Source organism: Shewanella sp. DW31, from assembly GCF_015767295.1.
In the GTDB taxonomy this organism is placed as follows: Bacteria; Pseudomonadota; Gammaproteobacteria; order Enterobacterales; family Shewanellaceae; genus Shewanella; species Shewanella oncorhynchi.
On sequence record NZ_JADWMP020000004.1, the window covers coordinates 121482 to 140407 of the forward strand.

Annotated in this window: 16 protein-coding genes; 9 read left to right on the forward strand and 7 right to left on the reverse strand. The window is 45.9% G+C overall.

All coding sequences use genetic code 11. From position 1 onward, the window contains the following. Nucleotides 1–36: 36 nt before the first annotated feature. Nucleotides 37–2304, reverse strand: coding sequence for an ATP-dependent Clp protease ATP-binding subunit ClpA (gene clpA, locus GWI56_RS05170; protein WP_028759739.1), 2268 nt, complete (start codon nt 2302–2304; stop codon nt 37–39). A 43-nt stretch (nt 2305–2347) separates the two neighbouring features. Next, on the reverse strand, nt 2348–2656 hold the full coding sequence (gene clpS / locus GWI56_RS05175; protein ID WP_006081936.1) for an ATP-dependent Clp protease adapter ClpS: 309 nt from the start codon (nt 2654–2656) through the stop codon (nt 2348–2350). Between the two features lie 194 nt (nt 2657–2850). On the opposite strand from clpS, the gene cspD reads away from it, so the two are divergent. After that, nucleotides 2851–3057: a cold shock domain-containing protein CspD gene (gene cspD / locus GWI56_RS05180; protein ID WP_006081937.1), complete on the forward strand. Its 207-nt coding sequence runs from the start codon at nt 2851–2853 to the stop codon at nt 3055–3057. Nucleotides 3058–3378: 321 nt separating this feature from the next. Here the strand turns inward: cspD and GWI56_RS05185 are convergent, their stop codons facing one another. Beyond that, nucleotides 3379–5604, reverse strand: coding sequence for an NADP-dependent isocitrate dehydrogenase (locus tag GWI56_RS05185; protein ID WP_198572317.1), 2226 nt, complete (start codon nt 5602–5604; stop codon nt 3379–3381). Nucleotides 5605–5947: 343 nt separating this feature from the next. On the opposite strand from GWI56_RS05185, the gene rluE reads away from it, so the two are divergent. The 6 genes from rluE to GWI56_RS05215 all read left to right on the forward strand — a co-directional run bounded on the left by rluE (nt 5948) and on the right by GWI56_RS05215 (nt 12029). Beyond that, entirely contained in the window at nt 5948–6733 is a 786-nt protein-coding gene (rluE, locus tag GWI56_RS05190; RefSeq protein WP_206765995.1) for a 23S rRNA pseudouridine(2457) synthase RluE, read from the forward strand. 45 nt (nt 6734–6778) lie between these two features. Then, complete coding sequence (locus tag GWI56_RS05195; protein ID WP_198572319.1) at nt 6779–7273, forward strand: NUDIX hydrolase; 495 nt, start codon at nt 6779–6781, stop codon at nt 7271–7273. Between the two features lie 324 nt (nt 7274–7597). Further along, nucleotides 7598–8716, forward strand: a complete 1119-nt coding sequence (gene mnmA / locus GWI56_RS05200; protein ID WP_173244504.1) for a tRNA 2-thiouridine(34) synthase MnmA — start codon at nt 7598–7600, stop codon at nt 8714–8716. 3 nt (nt 8717–8719) lie between these two features. After that, on the forward strand, nt 8720–9337 hold the full coding sequence (gene hflD, locus GWI56_RS05205; protein ID WP_131523325.1) for a high frequency lysogenization protein HflD: 618 nt from the start codon (nt 8720–8722) through the stop codon (nt 9335–9337). Between the two features lie 29 nt (nt 9338–9366). Continuing rightward, complete coding sequence (gene purB, locus GWI56_RS05210) at nt 9367–10737, forward strand: adenylosuccinate lyase (protein WP_113940534.1); 1371 nt, start codon at nt 9367–9369, stop codon at nt 10735–10737. 152 nt (nt 10738–10889) lie between these two features. Further along, complete coding sequence (locus GWI56_RS05215) at nt 10890–12029, forward strand: cupin domain-containing protein (RefSeq protein ID WP_014610719.1); 1140 nt, start codon at nt 10890–10892, stop codon at nt 12027–12029. 176 nt (nt 12030–12205) lie between these two features. Here GWI56_RS05215 and GWI56_RS05220 read toward each other — a convergent pair whose 3' ends face one another. Further along, a complete protein-coding gene (locus tag GWI56_RS05220) occupies nt 12206–12655 on the reverse strand; it encodes a DUF4826 family protein (RefSeq protein ID WP_011789106.1) in 450 nt (149 codons plus the stop codon). A 280-nt stretch (nt 12656–12935) separates the two neighbouring features. Here GWI56_RS05220 and GWI56_RS05225 point away from each other — a divergent pair, with 280 nt between their 5' ends. Both GWI56_RS05225 and GWI56_RS05230 read left to right on the forward strand, forming a co-directional pair. After that, nucleotides 12936–13970, forward strand: a complete 1035-nt coding sequence (locus GWI56_RS05225) for a Glu/Leu/Phe/Val dehydrogenase dimerization domain-containing protein (protein WP_028759730.1) — start codon at nt 12936–12938, stop codon at nt 13968–13970. A 212-nt stretch (nt 13971–14182) separates the two neighbouring features. Beyond that, on the forward strand, nt 14183–14527 hold the full coding sequence (locus GWI56_RS05230) for a hypothetical protein (protein ID WP_011789104.1): 345 nt from the start codon (nt 14183–14185) through the stop codon (nt 14525–14527). Between the two features lie 137 nt (nt 14528–14664). Here GWI56_RS05230 and GWI56_RS05235 read toward each other — a convergent pair whose 3' ends face one another. The 3 genes from GWI56_RS05235 to GWI56_RS05245 form a co-directional block, all read right to left on the reverse strand. Continuing rightward, on the reverse strand, nt 14665–15081 hold the full coding sequence (locus GWI56_RS05235; protein ID WP_028759729.1) for a MarR family transcriptional regulator: 417 nt from the start codon (nt 15079–15081) through the stop codon (nt 14665–14667). A 144-nt stretch (nt 15082–15225) separates the two neighbouring features. Further along, nucleotides 15226–15699 (reverse strand): DUF1285 domain-containing protein, encoded by a 474-nt coding sequence (locus GWI56_RS05240; protein WP_105252680.1) that lies wholly within the window; start codon nt 15697–15699, stop codon nt 15226–15228. A 125-nt stretch (nt 15700–15824) separates the two neighbouring features. Then, nucleotides 15825–18866 carry an FAD-binding and (Fe-S)-binding domain-containing protein gene (locus tag GWI56_RS05245; protein ID WP_198572320.1) on the reverse strand — a complete coding sequence of 1014 codons (3042 nt, stop codon included), beginning with the start codon at nt 18864–18866 and terminating at the stop codon, nt 15825–15827. Nucleotides 18867–18926 lie beyond the last annotated feature (60 nt).

An 18926-nucleotide genomic window follows, 5' to 3' on the forward strand; every position in this document is an offset into this window, starting at 1 on the left:
CCATTTTTATGTCTAAAACTAATGGATAATCAAGCGTTAAGCTTTTGTTGTCGCTTTTTCGTGACGTTCGGTACGAATGACAATCTCGCCCTCCTTCACATCCACATGCGCAACACCACCTGACTCTAAGACACCAAATAATATCTCGTCTGCCAATGGACGTTTGATCAATTCGGTCACGACCCGAGCCATTGGACGTGCGCCCATGTTCTTATCGTAGCCTTTCTCGGCCAACAAGGTTCTGGCTTCGTCGCTGACTTCCAAAGTAACGTGTTTTGCATCCAACTGAGCCTGCAATTCCACCAAGAATTTATCGACCACTTTGGCGATAATCGTCATATCCAAATGATTGAACCAAATGATGGAATCGAGACGATTTCGAAATTCTGGCGAAAATACTCGATTAATTTCAGATAATGCATCTTGGGTGTGATCTTGCTGGGTAAAGCCAATAGACTTACGAATAGTCTCCTGTACACCCGCGTTAGTAGTCATCACCAAAGTCACATGTCTGAAGTCAGCCTTACGACCATTATTATCGGTCAAAGTACCGTGATCCATCACCTGCAACAGCAGGTTATAGACATCACGGTGGGCCTTCTCAATTTCATCCAATAGCACTACACAGTGCGGATTTTTAATCACAGCATCCGTGAGCAAGCCACCTTGGTCATAACCCACATAACCAGGAGGCGCACCAATCAGGCGTGACACTGTATGGCTTTCCATGTACTCAGACATGTCAAAGCGCACCAGTTTCATCCCCAAGCAGTTGGCCAGTTGGTTAGTGACTTCGGTTTTACCCACACCAGTGGGACCGGCGAATAAGAAGCTCCCCACAGGTTTTCGGTCAGCACCTAAGCCACTGCGCGATAAGCGAATGGCCGAACTCAGACTCTCAATGGCCTTATCTTGGCCAAAGACCACCATCTTAAGGTTACGCTCAAGATTACGCAGTAAGTCCTTATCAGTAGCGGATACCGACTTCTCAGGGATACGTGCCATTTTCGCCACAATCGACTCAATCTCGGCCTGGCCTATGGTCTTTTTACGTTTACTCATAGGCAGCATCACCATACGCGCACCCGCTTCATCAATCACATCGATGGCTTTATCGGGTAAATGCCTGTCGTTGATGTGCTTGGCCGACAATACTGCAGCGCTGCTGATCGCGGCCTGAGTATAACGAACCCCATGATATTCTTCGTATTTAGACTTAAGCCCCATCAAAATCTTAGTGGTTTCTTCCACTGAAGGCTCATTGATATCCACCTTTTGGAAACGACGTGCAAGTGCGCGATCTTTCTCAAAAATACTTTGATATTCTTGGAAAGTCGTCGAGCCCATGCAACGCAAATTGCCGCTAGATAGCAAAGGTTTCAGCAGATTAGAGGCATCCATTACGCCGCCAGAGGCCGCGCCCGCACCGATAATGGTGTGGATCTCATCGATGAATAGGATGGCATGCTTATCCGCCGCCAGTTCTTTTAACAGGTTCTTAAAGCGTTTTTCAAAGTCGCCGCGATACTTAGTTCCCGCCAGCAGTGAACCTAAATCCAAAGAATACACTGTGGCTTCAAGCATCACATCGGGCACTTGTTTATTGACGATACGATACGCCAACCCTTCGGCAATCGCCGTTTTACCTACACCCGCCTCACCCACTAACAGTGGATTATTTTTACGGCGACGGCACAGGGTTTGAATCGCGCGCTCAATTTCTTGGTCGCGACCAATCAGTGGGTCGATGATCCCTTGCTTTGCAAGTTGATTTAAGTTGGACGCAAATTGCGACAACATACTGCGCTCTTCGCTGCCTTCGCCCTGATCTTCGACACGTTCTTGATCTTGATGTGACTCAGCATCATCATTTTTGGCGAAACCATGGGAAATAAAATTCACTACATCGAGGCGACTAATGTCGCAGCGGCGCAGTAAATACACGGCTTGGGATTCTTGCTCACTGAAAATGGCAACTAACACGTTAGCGCCGTTCACTTCATTGCGACCCGATGACTGCACATGGAATACTGCCCGTTGCAGCACTCGCTGGAACCCAAGCGTCGGCTGAGTTTCTTTGTCATCATCAATATCGGCAATGATTGGGGTTGTTTGTTGGATAAAGCTTGCCACTTCATCTCTGAGTTTATCTAGATTCGCTCCACAGGCGATTAACGCTTCTTGAGCCGCAGGATTGTCGATCAGAGCTAATAACAGATGTTCCACTGTCATATACTCGTGACGCGCGTCTCTGGCTTGCTGAAACGCCAGATTTAAGGTGACTTCCAGATCTTTGTTCAGCATAAGCACCCCCAAAATTAACAACAGACTACAGAGTAAAGCGGTTTTATGCTTTCTCTAACGAACACAGTAACGGATGTTGGTTTTGTCTTGCAAATTGATTTACTTGTATCACCTTAGTTTCTGCAATCCCAAACGGGAAAATACCGCAAATTCCTTTTCCTTGGTGATGGATCGTCAACATGATATCGGTCGCTTCCTGCTCGTTCTTGCGAAAGAAAACCTGCAAAACTTCAATCACAAAATCCATTGGGGTGTAATCATCATTATTGAGTACCACCTTATACATCGAAGGCGGCATTAACTCTGATTCGACACGTTCTTCAACGTGTTCAATATTTCCTATCTTTGCCATTTTTTAATACTAGCCTCTCGTGTTGGCCTCTTCCAATTGATCTGTTCAAATTAATCAGTTGTTACCCCTTTGTTAATTTTAGCTTGACTTCCGCATTTACTCCTTACATTCTGTTGTGCAGACGGTGAACGAATACCCGTCTATACAGGTTTTACTATCTTACTGGTAAGTAGACAACAGAAGGAAGTGGAAGTATGGCAAGCGGAACTGTTAAATGGTTCAACAACGCCAAAGGATTCGGGTTTATTTGCCCTGATCAAGGTGGTGAGGACGTTTTTGCACACTATTCTACCATTGAAATGGAAGGCTATCGAACTCTAAAAGCAGGCCAACCCGTTCAATTTGAAGTAGAAGCCGGTCCAAAAGGGATGCACGCTTCAGCCATTTCACCAACAAAATAACGTTTGGTGAGGCCAATGATCTAAAAGGCAGGGACTTGTCCCTGCCTTTTTATTGCTGCGTGTTTCATCAATTCTCACCACTTAATGCTGCATCGCTCATCATCATTTCGCATGAATTTAATTCAAGTTCAATCGCCGCACATCATCCATTGCATCCCAGCAAAAAGTTTTTATCATCGGTCTCGACAGCAAATTTAGGGTATAAAAAAGGATCTGCAATGCAGACCCTTTTTTAAAATCAGTCTAATGACTTACAACTTTACATCAATTTAGATGGCCCACACTGACGCACACGCCATCTAAAAGTGATAACGAGCGGGATTAAGCAATCAACAGCTTGTTCAACGTTTCGCTTGGGCGCATGGCTTTTTCAGCCTTAGCCGCATCTAAACGGTAGTAACCGCCTAAATCGACTGGTGCACCTTGTGCCGTCGCTAATTCAGCCACAATCACTTGCTCATTCGCCGCTAGCGCATGCGCTAACGGAATGAAGTGAGCTTGTAACTGCTCATCGCCCGTTTGCGCTGCTAAGGCTTGTGCCCAGTACATGGCTAAGTAGAAATGGCTGCCACGGTTGTCTAACTCACCGACTCTTCTTGATGGGGATTTATTGCTATCTAAGAATTGGCCAATGGCTTGATCTAAAGTATCGGCTAATACTTGGGCTTTTGGATTGCCCACGGTTTGGCTTAAATGCTCAAGAGACGCCGCCAGAGCCAAGAACTCACCCAGTGAATCCCAACGTAAGTGACCTTCTTTCTCAAGCTGTTGCACATGTTTAGGTGCACTACCGCCCGCACCTGTTTCAAATAGACCGCCGCCGTTCATTAATGGAACGATTGACAGCATTTTGGCACTGGTGCCTAGCTCGAGGATGGGGAACAAGTCAGTCAGGTAGTCACGTAGAACGTTACCCGTAACTGAAATGGTATCTTTGCCTTCTTTGATGCGAGCCAAAGACAAACGCGTAGCATCTTCTGGAGACATAATGCTGATGTCTAAGCCATCAGTGTCATGCTCTGGCAGATACTGCTGCACTTTAGCAATGATTTGCGCATCGTGGGCACGTTTGCTATCTAACCAGAATACCGCTGGAGTATTGCTTAAACGGGCACGGCGCACGGCCAGTTTTACCCAATCACGGATAGGTGCGTCTTTAACTTGGCACATTCTCCAGATATCGCCCGCTTCCACGTTATGGCTCATCAATACCTTACCGCTGGCATCAACAACGTTAACCACACCGTCAGCAGGAATTTCAAAGGTCTTATCGTGGCTGCCGTACTCTTCGGCTTTTTGCGCCATCAAGCCCACGTTTGGCACGCTGCCCATGGTTTTAGGATCAAAAGCGCCGTGCTCTTTACAAAAAGCAATCGTTTCTTGGTAGATACCGGCATAGCAACGATCGGGGATCATGGCTTTAGTATCATGCAGTTGACCGTCTGGTCCCCACATTTGGCCAGATGAACGAATCGCAGCAGGCATAGACGCATCGATAATGATGTCGCTTGGCACGTGTAAGTTGGTGATACCTTTGTCAGAATCAACCATAGCCAATGCGGGACGCGCAGCGTAAACGGCGGCGATATCGGCTTCGACTTCGGCGCGGCTATCAGCAGGTAATGTCGCTATTTTGGCATAAACATCACCAAAACCGTTGTTAACATCAACGCCTAATTCAGCGAAAAGCGCCGCATGTTTGTCAAATACTGGCTTGAAGAAGACCTTCACAGCGTGACCAAACATAATAGGATCAGACACTTTCATCATAGTGGCTTTCAGATGCAGCGATAACAGCACATCTTCAGCTTTGGCGTTTTCGATTTCACGCTCATAGAAGCTCACTAAGGCTTTTTTACTCAACACCGCAGCATCGATAATTTCGCCAGCCAGCAGCTTAAGACCCGATTTGAGCACCACTTCTTGACCATCTTTTTGGGTCAGCACGATATTCACGCTGCCCGCATCAGATAAAGTGACAGACTGCTCGCTGCCGTAGAAATCACCGTCAGTCATGTGGGCAACGTGTGACTTAGAATCTGTAGCCCATTTACCCATTGAATGCGGGTTTTTCTTGGCGAAGTTTTTCACCGATAATGGGGCACGGCGATCTGAGTTACCTTCACGCAGTACTGGGTTTACCGCACTGCCTTTAATCTTGTCGTAACGGGTTTTAATTGACTTTTCAGCGTCGGTTTTTGGCTCATCCGGATAATTAGGGATGTCGTAACCTTTTTGCTGCAGTTCAAGGATACAGGCTTTTAATTGTGGGATCGAAGCACTGATATTTGGTAACTTGATGATGTTCGCTTCTGGCTGATTCGCTAACTCGCCAAGCTCAGTCAGATGGTCGCCAATCTTTTGTGCTTCGGTCAGTTGCTCAGGGAAACTGGCAATAATACGGCCCGATAACGAGATATCACGGGTTTCAACCGCAACGCCCGCGGCGTCGGTAAACGTTCTGATAATAGGTAAGAGTGAGAGGGTGGCCAGTGCTGGCGCTTCGTCTGTTTCAGTGTAAATAATTGTTGATGAGTTATCTTTCATGTTACATCCTACATTATTGTAAAATTTAATATTTTTTATAATAATTTTATAGCATGGCGAACAAATCTGGGCACAGGGAAAATATCAATCAAGGCAATCGACCACGCCCTCACCTTTCAAATTCTCAATGCCCTTCTGTCTTTGCGCGCAAGCTAAAATTTGTTACAACGACTCATTAAAACCTAATAAACATTTAGGCACAGATCACATTTTCTGGCCGACATCATAGAGCATTCGCAATAATATTCAAATTCCACTAACGGCGAATGCCAAGTACACTATGACCACATTAACGACTCAATCAAGTCAGGTAAGCGTGTCTCAACCTCCTGTTAGCAAAAGTATGAACAAAAACAAGTTTCAACCTAAAGGTGCCAATGCCAGCGCAAGTTCCCCAGCCAAGAGCCCGATTAAACCCGCTAAGCCCGCCAGCAGAGGCCCTGCCAACCGCGCTACCGCCGTAGATAGCAAAGTGGCGCCAGCACGAAATGCCAATGGCAGTTTAAAGAAAGAACCCTTTAAAAATCCTAATCGACGCGCAATTGCGGCGGCAAAACCGCTGCAGAGTCAAACGCTCGCACCAATTATCGTGCTGTTTAATAAGCCTTTTGATGTACTTTGCCAGTTTACCGATGAACAAGGTCGTAAAACCCTAAAAGACTACATTCCCATTGCTGACGTGTATGCCGCAGGCCGCTTAGACAGAGACAGTGAAGGCTTGTTGTTGCTGACCAATGACGGTCAATTACAGGCAAGACTGACAGAGCCGAAAAAGAAAACCTTTAAAACCTATTGGGTGCAAGTAGAAGGCGTTCCGACGGAAGATGTACTAACAAAACTGCGCCAAGGTGTTGAATTAAATGATGGTATAACGCTGCCTGCTAAAGTCAAAATCATGGATTCACCTGACATTTGGCCACGTAATCCACCGGTGAGAGAGCGCAAAAATATCCCAACAACTTGGCTAGAAATCCAAATTCATGAAGGCCGCAACCGCCAAGTCAGACGCATGACAGCGCATATCGGTTTTCCGACCTTAAGATTAATCCGTTATAAAATAGGCCAATGGAGTCTAGATAATTTGCCATCGGGTGAGCACAAATGCATCCGTCTCGGTGATGAAGTCTAAATTTCAGCCTAATTTTTGCGTTCCAATCCACTCAAAGGAGGCTCCATGAGTCAAAGATATAAACCCCATGTGACCGTCGCTTGTATTGTTCATGCAACTTCACAGGACAAATATCTGATGGTAGAAGAGTGGATTGAAGGCGAGCAACGCTTTAATCAACCCGCGGGTCACTTAGAAGCGAATGAAAGCTTGATCCAAGCCTGTGAGCGCGAAGTGTTTGAAGAAACGGGGTTATCACTCAAAGCCCAAGGACTCGTCGGCATTTATCAACTTAGCGCCAGTGAAGACTTAGCCTTTGTGCGCTTTACTTTTTTCGTGCAGTTAGATGATATGCCCTCACCTGCGCCGCAGGATAAAGCGATCCATAGTGCGCATTGGTTAAGTCTTGCGCAGATAGAAGCCATGCCATCTTTACTGCGCAGCCCCTTAGTACTCGATTGCTTAAAAGACTATCTCAATCAGGCACAAAATGGCCAAACTTATCCCCTTAGCTTACTCAATAGTGACCGCCTCACGATAGCCCAAGCGAGCAAGGCGTGATAGAATACCGCCCCGCATAAACGGCTGGTTAAGCTTAATGCGTGTGCTACTGCAGAGGCCTTGTACAGCAAATAAATAGTTGGCCGTAAATGCGAGGTTTACTGACAGTTTGCGGACTCATTTTATTTGATAGCGCTGGAAAAGTTTGATTTAGCAATCAGCAGCACAGCACCTAGATGTAAAGTTAGCTTGGATTTAAAGTGAGCTTGGATTTTTAGTTAGCCCATATTTTTAGTTAGGTTAGGTATTTTTGTTACGCGCTCAATGTCGCGGCTTAAATTCATCCACCTAGCCAACACACATACTCAATGGTTTTTAGGATTTATGACATCAATCGAACCCACTCATACAGGAAAAAAAGTCATTGTCGGCATGTCCGGCGGTGTAGATTCATCTGTTTCAGCCTATTTGCTTATGCAGCAAGGCTATCAGGTTGAAGGCCTTTTCATGAAGAACTGGGAAGAAGATGACAATAACGAGTACTGCGCGGCCGCAGAAGATTTAAAAGACGCCCAAGCCGTGTGCGACAAGCTTGGGATCAAGCTACATACAGTCAACTTTGCTGCCGAATATTGGGACAATGTATTTGAGTATTTCCTCGCCGAATACAAAGCCGGCCGCACGCCAAATCCCGATATCATGTGCAACAAAGAAATCAAATTTAAGGCATTTTTAGAATTTGCCGACGAAATCCTCGACGCCGATTACATCGCAATGGGCCACTATGTTCGCCGTCGCGATAACAGCGACGGCAGTACGCAAATGCTCCGTGGCGTTGATGGCAATAAAGATCAAAGTTATTTCCTCTACACCCTTAGCCATGAACAAGTAGCCCGAAGCCTGTTCCCTGTCGGTGAGCTCGAAAAACATCAAGTTCGTGAAATTGCGAAAGAAATGGGCTTAATCACCCATGACAAAAAAGACAGTACTGGCATCTGCTTTATCGGTGAGCGCAAGTTCACTGAATTTCTAGGGACTTATTTACCGGCGCAGCCTGGCAATATTGAAACCCCAGAAGGTGAAGTCATAGGCACGCACCAAGGACTCATGTACCACACCTTAGGCCAACGTAAAGGCTTAGGCATTGGCGGCATGAAAAACAGCAATGACGATCCTTGGTATGTGGTCGATAAAGATCTTGAGCGTAACGTATTGATCGTGGGTCAAGGCGGACATCATCCCCGTTTGATGTCGACCGGCATGACAGTTAACCAACTGCATTGGGTAGATAGAACTGGGCCTGTCGATGGTTGTCATATCGCAGTGAAAACCCGTTATCGCCAACAAGATGTGCCTTGTACATTAACCTACACAGATGAACACACCTTGCGCGTGGTCTTCGATGAACCTGTTGCGGCGGTGACGCCTGGACAGTCTGCGGTATTTTATGATGGTGAGGTCTGCCTAGGTGGTGGCATCATAGATCAATTAATCCGAGGGTAACGCGTGAACGAGCAACTCATTAATCGGACTATGGCGTTTGCAGGCATACTGCAAGCCATTGCCCAAGTTCAACATTTAGCGCGCCATGGCGAATTGGATAATGCCGAGCTCGCAGCGAGCTTAAACACCATTCTCGTCACCAATCCTGACAATACGGCCGATGTCTACCAAGATAAAATCGTATTGCAAAAAGGCTATAAACTGATCCTGAATCAGCTCGGTGACAGCAGCCAAAAAGATGTTGAAATCACCCGCTATTTAGTGGGAGTGCTTGCCCTTGAGCGTAAACTCGTGCGCTCTAACAGTGGCTTAGGCATGTTGGCTGAACGTATTAATCAAGTGAATCGCCAGCTACATCATTTTGCCATCACAGATGAGCAAGTTGTTGCCAATCTTGCCAGCATTTACAGTGACATCATCAGTAATTTAGGGCCAAAAATCCAAATATCGGGTAATCCTGTGTGTTTGCAGCGCCCTATTGTACAACATAAAATTCGTGCTCTGCTGCTTGCCGCTATACGCAGCGCAGTACTGTGGCGTCAGTTGGGCGGTAAACGTCGACACTTAGTCTTCGCCCGCAAAGCCATAGTCGATACAGCCAAGAAAAGTCTTACCCTATAATAAAATTAGCGTTCATCAAGGAGCTACACATGGATCTTTCCGCACTAACTGCTATCTCTCCGGTAGACGGTCGTTATGGTAGTAAAACCGCGTCATTGAGAGGGATTTTCAGCGAGTTCGGTCTTACCAAGTACCGTGTTCAGGTTGAAATCAATTGGCTAAAACTGTTAGCCGACTGTCCAGACATTAGCGAAGTGCCAACATTGAGCGCGTCAGCTATCGCCGTACTCGATGGCATTAAAGACAATTTCAACGAACAAGATGCGCTGCGTGTTAAGGCTATCGAAAGCACCACTAACCACGATGTAAAAGCGGTTGAATACTTCATTAAAGAAAAAATCGCAGGCAATAGCGAATTAGCCGCTGTGGGTGAGTTTGTTCACTTTGCTTGTACTTCTGAAGATATCAACAACTTAAGCCACGGTTTAATGCTGACTGAAGCTCGTGAGCATGTTTTACTGCCCTACTGCAATGAGTTACTGACGGCAATTAAAAAGCTGGCGATTGAATATCGCTCTGTGCCATTAATGTCACGTACCCATGGCCAACCCGCGTCACCTTCGACGCTCGGTAAAGAAATGGCGAACGTCGCAGTGCGCCTTGAACGTCAAATCAAACAAATCGCCAATGTTGAAATCATGGGCAAACTGAACGGTGCCGTAGGTAACTACAATGCTCACCTGTCAGCCTATCCTGAAGTTAACTGGCATGAGCTGTCTGAGCGTTTTGTGACTAGCCTTGGCTTGCACTGGAATGCCTACACGACGCAAATCGAGCCACACGATTACATTGCCGAATTGTTTGATGCGGTTGCCCGTTTCAACACTGTGCTGATTGACTTTGACCGTGATATTTGGGGTTACATCGCCCTAGGTCACTTCAAACAACGCACTATCGCTGGTGAAATCGGTTCATCGACTATGCCGCACAAAGTTAACCCAATCGATTTTGAAAACTCTGAAGGTAACTTAGGTATCGCTAACGCCCTGATGCAACATTTAGCGTCTAAGCTGCCGCTATCAAGATGGCAACGTGACTTAACTGACTCGACTGTACTGCGTAACTTAGGTGTGGGTATTGCCCATGCGTTGATCGCGTATCAAGCGACCTTAAAAGGCATCAGCAAGTTAGAAGTTAACGAAGCGCATCTGCGTGATGAGTTAGATCACAACTGGGAAGTGTTAGCAGAACCTGTACAAACGGTAATGCGTCGTTATGGTATTGAAAAGCCATACGAAAAATTAAAAGAACTGACGCGCGGTAAACGTATTGACGCGCAGCAACTGTCAGTGTTTATTGACGGACTTGAATTACCAGACTCAGTGAAAGCTGAACTGAAGAAAATGACGCCAGCCAATTACATTGGTCGCGCCGAAACGTTTGTCGACGAACTGAAGTAAGTTATTAATTAAAATTGGCGATTAACTAATATTAAGCTATTGACTGAAATTAGTTATTAACTGAAGTTGGCGACGGACAATACTCTTTCTTAAACAGAAATAAGGATTAAGGCGACCCACATCACCGCGATGTGGTCGCCTTTTTTAACACTATGTATACACTCAATCTCGATATCGCCCAGTTTCTTAGTGAATACTGGCAAAAGAAACCCCTGTTGATCAAAAAAGCATTTCCGCAATTTGAAGATCCTATCAGCGCCGACGAACTAGCAGGCCTTGCCTGTGAAGAAGAAATCTCTTCACGCATCGTTGTCACCAAAGACAATGATTGGGAAGTAGTGCAAGGTCCGTTTGAAGATTACGACAGCTATGGCGAAACCCATTGGCAGTTATTAGTGCAAGCAGTCAACCATTGGTATCCTGATTCGCAGCCATTAGTTGAAGCGCTGCGCTTTTTACCTGACTGGCGCTTCGATGACTTGATGGCCTCATTTGCAACCCCAAGTGGCGGTGTCGGCCCGCACGTCGATAACTACGATGTATTTATCATTCAAGGCGAAGGTGAGCGTCGCTGGACCGTGGGTGACAATACCCCGCAACAACGCCGCGGTGGCAATCCCAACTCGCCGCTGGTTGAGGACTTTACGCCCATTATCGATGTAGTGTTAGAAAAAGGCGACATGCTTTATATTCCACCCGGTTTCCCGCATTGCGGCGAAACCCTAACTGTGGCAATGAGTTACTCGATTGGTTTCCGTGCTCCTAGCCAGCAAGAATTGGTCAGTGAAGTCGCCGATTATTTGCTCGACAATAACTTAGGTCAGCAGCGTTTCACGTCGCAAACTGAACCGAGTTCAGCCGGTATCGTCAGCCAAGATCATCAAGTGGGCATAATGTCACTCTTGAGTCAGCTGAGCCAAGATCCCAATAGCTACCAAATCGTGTTAGGTAAGCTACTCAGTCAAAACCGTTTCGAACTTGATTTGTGTGAAGGCGAAGAAGCTTACAGCATTGAAGATTTGCAAGATGCCTTCGCCCAAGGTGCTGGAGTGAGCCGTATCGGTGGTTTGAAAGTATTGCGCCTTGAAAATGACGCCACGCCGCGATTATTCATCAATGGTGATGTACACGAACTGCCCCAAACACCGGCAGACGTAATCGCACAGTTGAGCGATAACGTCAGCTTAAACGCCGATGAAGCGACTGAAATATGTCAGCATGAAGAAGTCCAAGCCTTACTGTTGAAACTCATCAATCAAGGTTTCTACTACTTGAGCGACAGCGAAGAATAAGCCCTATCGACTTTGTTCGATGACCTTGTTCTTAACATAGGAAATCAACATAAAAGTCAATATAAAAAAGGCACTCAACTGAGTGCCTTATTGTTATTTCAATTATCAGTATCAATCAACACAAGTGACTGTATTAACTCAATACTATCTAAATACAATCCTCAACTCATTTGAGTTTAAGCATTCCACAGTTTATCGTCGTTGTGCATACGATATAAACTCTCGGCACGCGATACTAATAGTTGAGCAAATTTAGCCTGAGTGGCATCACGGGTTGCACCCGAACGCACTAAGTTTTCCGCCTGCATTTGCCACATCATAGAGAAATGACGCACGGCATCACGGGCCGTAGCCGCCACTTTCACATCGACAAAATCCGACGGTAAATCACCTGACATCACCCAATAGGTTTTGTTGCTTGGACGCTTTGATTCCATCTTCCAAATCGCCATATAAGGCGCAAGATAACGGCTTTCATCGGCTAGGACTTTGCTTGGGATCACGCCTTTTTCAGCGAGAAAACGATTGGCTTTTTGAAATTGAGTTCTGACCCACTCTTGACGCAGCTTTTCTATTTCTTCAGCTGATAAATTTTGTTGAGTTTGGTCGACAGCTTGTTCAGTCATACTTCCGTCCTATCTTATTGTTATAACGCGAGCCTAATTCTTGGGATCAGTGCGCGATTCATTCTATTCGTTACGTTAAATTCAGTACAATCCATTCTTAATCGTAAAGCTTACGTTTACGTAAAGTGGAAAGCTAAATTGCCACAAATAATGTATTTATTCGGTCATTATGCATGGTTGAGAGTATCGCTAAATGCTATGGTTCTGCAATAAATATAACAAGCAGTCGATAGAGGCTCACCTCGTCGGCTTTTTCATTGTGTATAGCGGAGAAATTCACGTGGCTGTATTTAATCATGTATCCTTTGACGAACATGAACAGGTTGTATTCTGTCATGATAAAGAAAGTGGCTTAAAGGCCATTGTCGCCATCCATAACACTAACCTTGGTCCTGCCGTGGGTGGATGTAGGATGTGGAACTACCAATCGGATGATGAAGCCCTGACTGACGTATTACGCCTTTCTCGTGGCATGACTTATAAAAATGCCCTAGCAGGTTTAACCATGGGCGGTGGTAAATCCGTGATCATTGCCGATCCGAAAAGACAAGATCGCGAAGCGCTGTTCCGCGCCTTTGGCCGTTTGATTAATAGCCTAGGCGGCCGCTACTATTCAGCGGAAGATGTTGGCACTACTACGGCTGATATTATGATCGCCCATGAAGAAACCCCTTATATGGCGGGTCTTGAAGGTAAAAGTGGCGATCCATCACCGTTCACAGCCCTTGGCACTTATTTAGGCATCAAAGCTGCGGTTAAACATAGACTTGGTTTAGACAGCCTTAAAGGCCTTAAAATCGCCGTTCAAGGCGTCGGTCACGTTGGCTATTACCTGTGCAAACACTTGCATAACGAAGGCGCAGAACTGATTGTTACAGACATTCATCAAGCCTCATTAGACAAAGTCGCTACCGACTTTGGTGCCATTGTTGTCGCGCCTCAAGAAATCTACGCGCAAGATGTGGATGTGTATGCCCCTTGTGCCCTTGGCGCAACCTTAAACGATGCAACCTTACCGCAACTGAAAGCCAAAATTGTTGCTGGCTGTGCCAACAACCAATTAGCCGAAGTACGCCACGGTGAACAACTGAAAGAAATGGGCATACTGTACGCGCCAGACTATGTGATTAACGCAGGCGGCATTATCAACGTGTCGTTCGAAAAAGATTACGACGCAGCAAAATCGACGGCTAAAGTAGAAGAAATTTACAACACGCTGCTGAAAATATTCAGCCAAGCCGATGCGCAGAACCGTACAACCGGCGCCGTGGCTGATGAAATGGCGAAAGCCATTATCGAAGCCGCTAAGCAGTAATTTTTCTACGCGTTTATTATTTTTTATGCCCGTCAAATATTGAAAAAAGCGACCTCTGGTCGCTTTTTTGTTATCTAAAATTTAATCTATCACTAAGCTCATGGTTTAGCCGCGCTTTTAATTTCGACACAGAATATTCATTTAATCACGCTGGAAAACGTCATATTTGTCTGCTTGAATTAGTCTATCAGGTCCCAGCACAGGATAGCGCTATGATCCGTTTCAAATATGATCTCAACCAAGATGTGGTAGAACTGCAAGCCAGCAATTGGAGTGGTTTAGAGCGGGTCTTCGTTAATGGCCAGATGGTGTCGCACAAGCTTAACTTTAAACCTCAAAGCGAGCATACCATTCAGCTTAAAGATGGCGCACCTTGCAAGTTTGAACTGCTTATCGATCCCCAAACCGATGAGTTAATGTGCCGAATTTATAAGCAACATAGACTCGTCGCTAGCCTAAAACAAGGCAAAGAGAATTTATTAGCCAGCCGGCGTTATTTACAGCACTCAGTGATAGCCGTAAGTCTGCTTTGCGTCTTTGCACTTTACTTAAATTAATCAAACCAGTTTAATCCCGCAGAGTGAGGCATAGTGGATGGGATTAAACTGGGAAAATGAATTGAGATAACCACATACAGATAGAAGTAAAAACGGCTAAACCACAGTTTTCCGCCATACCCATTAGATTCAAAATTTCAAGCCAAGCGGTTGATTTTATTTAATAGTAAAATGAATGTCTGCTGTTCATCTTCACTAAGATTTGACAGGAATTTTTCATTGACCCGCTCAGCTTCGCAAATAAGATCTTGCTCTAATGCTTTGGCTTCATCGGTCAAAAAGATTTGGAAGGCACGCCGATTATCGACTTCTTGATGGCGAGTAATAAGACCTTGCACCTGCAACTGATCGAGTAAGCGCGTCATAGTGTAATTTGCCACATCGCAACGCTTAGACAATTCAGTTTGGCTTATGCCCTCTTCTTGCCACAAAGCAAACAGCACAGGCCACAGTTTTATATCGAGTTGATATCGCTTAAGATGCAGATCAAGCTCATTTTGCAGCTCGATATTTAAGTGGGATACAAGATAGCCTAAGCTTTCATGACGATTCAAACAGCACCTCCTACAGCAAAGGTTTAACGCGTTTTCACTTACTCTGCACGCCATCATAGGAACCCAGAGTTAGTTTTAATACTACCACTTAACCCATAATAAACTAGCTTAGACCACAGCAAATTATGTGATTAACCTACGAGCTCATTCCTCATCTAGATCAGATAAATTGAATTCATTCACAAAATTATAGTAACAGGCCCGACCTAATTTGCCCCATAAACCGCGCTCAAGCGGCAAATAAACACTGTCATCGGTGAGCTTCATCTGTTTTATATCGACTTTATGGTGCTGTGTTTCAATACTGGTTCTTACATTGAGCAGCGAATGGGGTTGCGCTCGCTCGAAATCGACAATCAGTAAGGGAGCATCTTCAACCCGCACTCGCACCTTCTCCACTGGGGTAATTAAGAAATACTCATCATCAATGCAATGTAAAATACTGGCGAACAACTTAGCAAACTTTGCTGGCAGCGATGTGCCTAGATAGGTCCAATCACCCAAGGCGTTAATGTCAAACAATGGGGCTTCACTGCACAATGGCGCAACCGAGGTTAGCTTACTATCGGCGGCGAATTGTTTGAGTGTGTGCTGAATACTGTCAGTCATCTTTTCCATCTAGGCCTCCATCATCCATAAAAAAACCAACCTTGCGGCTGGCTTTAGTGTGACATTCAACACTGGGATATACCAGTGAGGATAATTACGATCTGACTAGCGCAATCAAAACGGCATAAACACTATTAAATATTTGCTAACTCGAGTAAGGCCTCAAGTGGATGCTTTGGCTTGTAACCCGCAAAACGTTTTACCTGGCTACGGCACGAATAGCCAGACACTAACACTTGCGGCTGCTCAATTTTCGCTAGCGTTTGCTGCCAAGACATATCAAACAAGGCCTTAGAGCGCTCGAGGTTTTCCGCCTCATGACCATAAGTTCCCGCCATACCACAACAACCTAAATTGACTGCGGTTAACTTAGCGCCAAAATGGGCAAAGATTTTAGTCCACTCATTGGCGGTATTTGGCTTGGCCGTCGATTCGGTACAATGACTAAACCAAGTATATTGCTTATCTTGCGCAGCTTTTGCAGGTAAATCTTTGATGACATTCAGTAGCCATTCGTTGGCTAACTTAACCTCAAAATTACCGCGATTAGCCCCTAAGACTTCACGGTATTCATCGCGATAACACAAGACTAAGGCAGGATCTATGCCTACCATGGGCATGCCCAGTTTATGGACTTGGTTCAAAAAGTCTGCACTCGACTGCGCCGTTTTAGCAAACTTACCTAAAAATCCCTTGATATGTGTTGGCTTACCATTGGGTTTGTAGGGCAATAACACCGGCTTTAAGCCGAGTTTTTCTATCAATTGGATAAAGCGCAGCACAAGACCTGAGTCATAGAAACTGTTAAAAGGATCTTGTACCACCAACACAAACTGCGAGCGCTTCTCTTCAGGAATCGCTTGCAACGCAGCTAAGTCGTAACCGCGGCTTGCATGACTATCGAGTCTTTGCTTCAAAGTCGGCACAGATAACGCAGGCGCATCCACATAACCAATCGCCTGTTTAATCACCCATTGGCTCAATGGATTTTGTGCGACAAAATTAGTGAGACGCGGTGCCGCAGCCATCAATGGTAAGCTATCTTCAATCCCTGCAACGAGATAGTCTTTCGCGGGTCTTAAATAGCGTTGATAGTAAATATTGAAGAACTGCGCCCTAAACTTAGGCACATCCACTTTGACCGGACATTGTCCAGAGCAGGCTTTACAGGCTAAACAGCCCTTAAGCGATTCCATCACTTCGTGGGAGTAATCATAATCACGTTTGGCATTAATGGTATTTTGTATGCGCTGCAATATACCAAAAGGTTTCGCTTTTGCGAGGGCATTAACATCAACCCCTTCAGCCTCAAGCAGTCTTAGCCACTCTCTCATGAGCCCTGCACGCCCCTTAGGTGACTGCACTCTGTCACCCGTCACCTTAAACGATGGGCACATGGGCGAATAGCTACTGTAATTAAAACACAGGCCATTACCGTTACAATTCATCACATCGGGGAACGCATCACGCACATCAACGGGGATTTGTCGATCAAACTGACCGCGCTTAGCACTGTCAACATCGTAATAGAGGGCGCCTGTATCTTTAGGCGCCACCAGCTTGCCGGGGTTTAGTCGGTTATCAGGGTCGAACAAACCTTTGATATCTTGCAATACACCGAAAAGTTCATCACCAAAGACAGCTGGACCGTATTCACCGCGCACACCTTTACCGTGTTCGCCCCACATTAGGCCGCCGTATTTAAGCGTCAGTGCCGCGACTTGATCAGAAATGACTCGCAGTAATTTTTCATCTTCAACATCGCACATATCGAGCGCTGGACGAACATGCAACACGCCCGCATCCACATGGCCGAACATACCGTATTGCAGATTATGCCCGTCGAGTAACGCGCGAAACTCCATAATGTAATCGGCGAGTTTTTCGGGCGGTACCGCAGTATCTTCTGCAAAGGCGATGGGCTTACGGCGACCTTTAGTGGCGCCGAGTAAACCAACGGCTTTTTTGCGCATGCCGTAGATTTTTTCGATACTCGGCTTATCTTGCGTCACTTGGTAACCCAATACACCGCACTCGCCTTTACTGATCTGCTCAGTTAACACAGCTTCCAAACTCGCGAGCTTTTGCTCAACCTCGACCGTGTCACCTGCAAATTCGACCATATTGAGGCCATCAATAACTTTACCAGGCACTTCTTGGATAAGATCAGCCACTGAATGCCAGACAATATCTTCACGGGCTAAGTTAAGCACTTTTGAATCGACGGTTTCAACCACAGTCGCCCGCGCGGCAACTAAGGATGGCGCATGACGCAATGCCGATTGGAACGAATCGTACTTAATGTTCACCATAGCGCGCTCAGTTGGCAGCGGGGTGAGATTAAGTTTGGCTTCGGTTATCACCGCAAGCGTGCCCTCTGAGCCCGTCAGAATTCGTGATAAATCGAATTGCGTCAGGTTGTCGTTCCACACATGTTTTAAGTCATAGCCAGTGAGGAAACGATTGAGCTTAGGAAATTGGTTTTCTATCTGAGTTCGCTTTTCGCGGCATACCGCCGCCACAGCAGAAATCAGTTTCTGCCCCAGCGGATTATCACTGACATTATCTGGGTTACACAGTAGTCCCGCATCTAGGGGATGCGTATCCAGCACACTGCCATCGATCAACACGCTACGCAGCGCCAGCACGTGATCTGACGTCTTACCATAGACCAGTGAGCCTGCACCCGAGGCATCGGTATTGATCATGCCACCAATAGTGGCGCGGTTTGAAGTGGATAAATCGGGACTAAAGAAGAATCCATGGGGACGCAATGCATCGTTAAGCGCATCTTTAATCACGCCAGCTTCGACTCGAACCCAACCTTGCTCAGCATTCACTTCGAGAACACGGTTCATGTAACGCGACACATCCAAAATCAAACCATGGGTCAGTGATTGTCCGTTGGTGCCCGTACCACCGCCCCGCGCACTGAAGGTCACGCTGCGAAATGCGTCCGTAGCTGCCAGTGTCAATGCAATTTGGATATCCTGCTGATTTTTAGGATATAACACAGCTTGAGGCAAAAATTGATATACAGAGTTGTCCGTTGCTTGCACTAAACGGGCGCTGTAACGTTTGTCTATATCACCGGAATACTCACTTTGCTCCAGTGCATCAAGGTATGCCAAATACACTGGCTCTAATGTTTGTTGATGTGATAGCAGGGGTAGCATAGATGGCTTCTGTCAATTATCGTTATGGCGCCATTATAAACAAAAAAAAGCCGCTAAAAA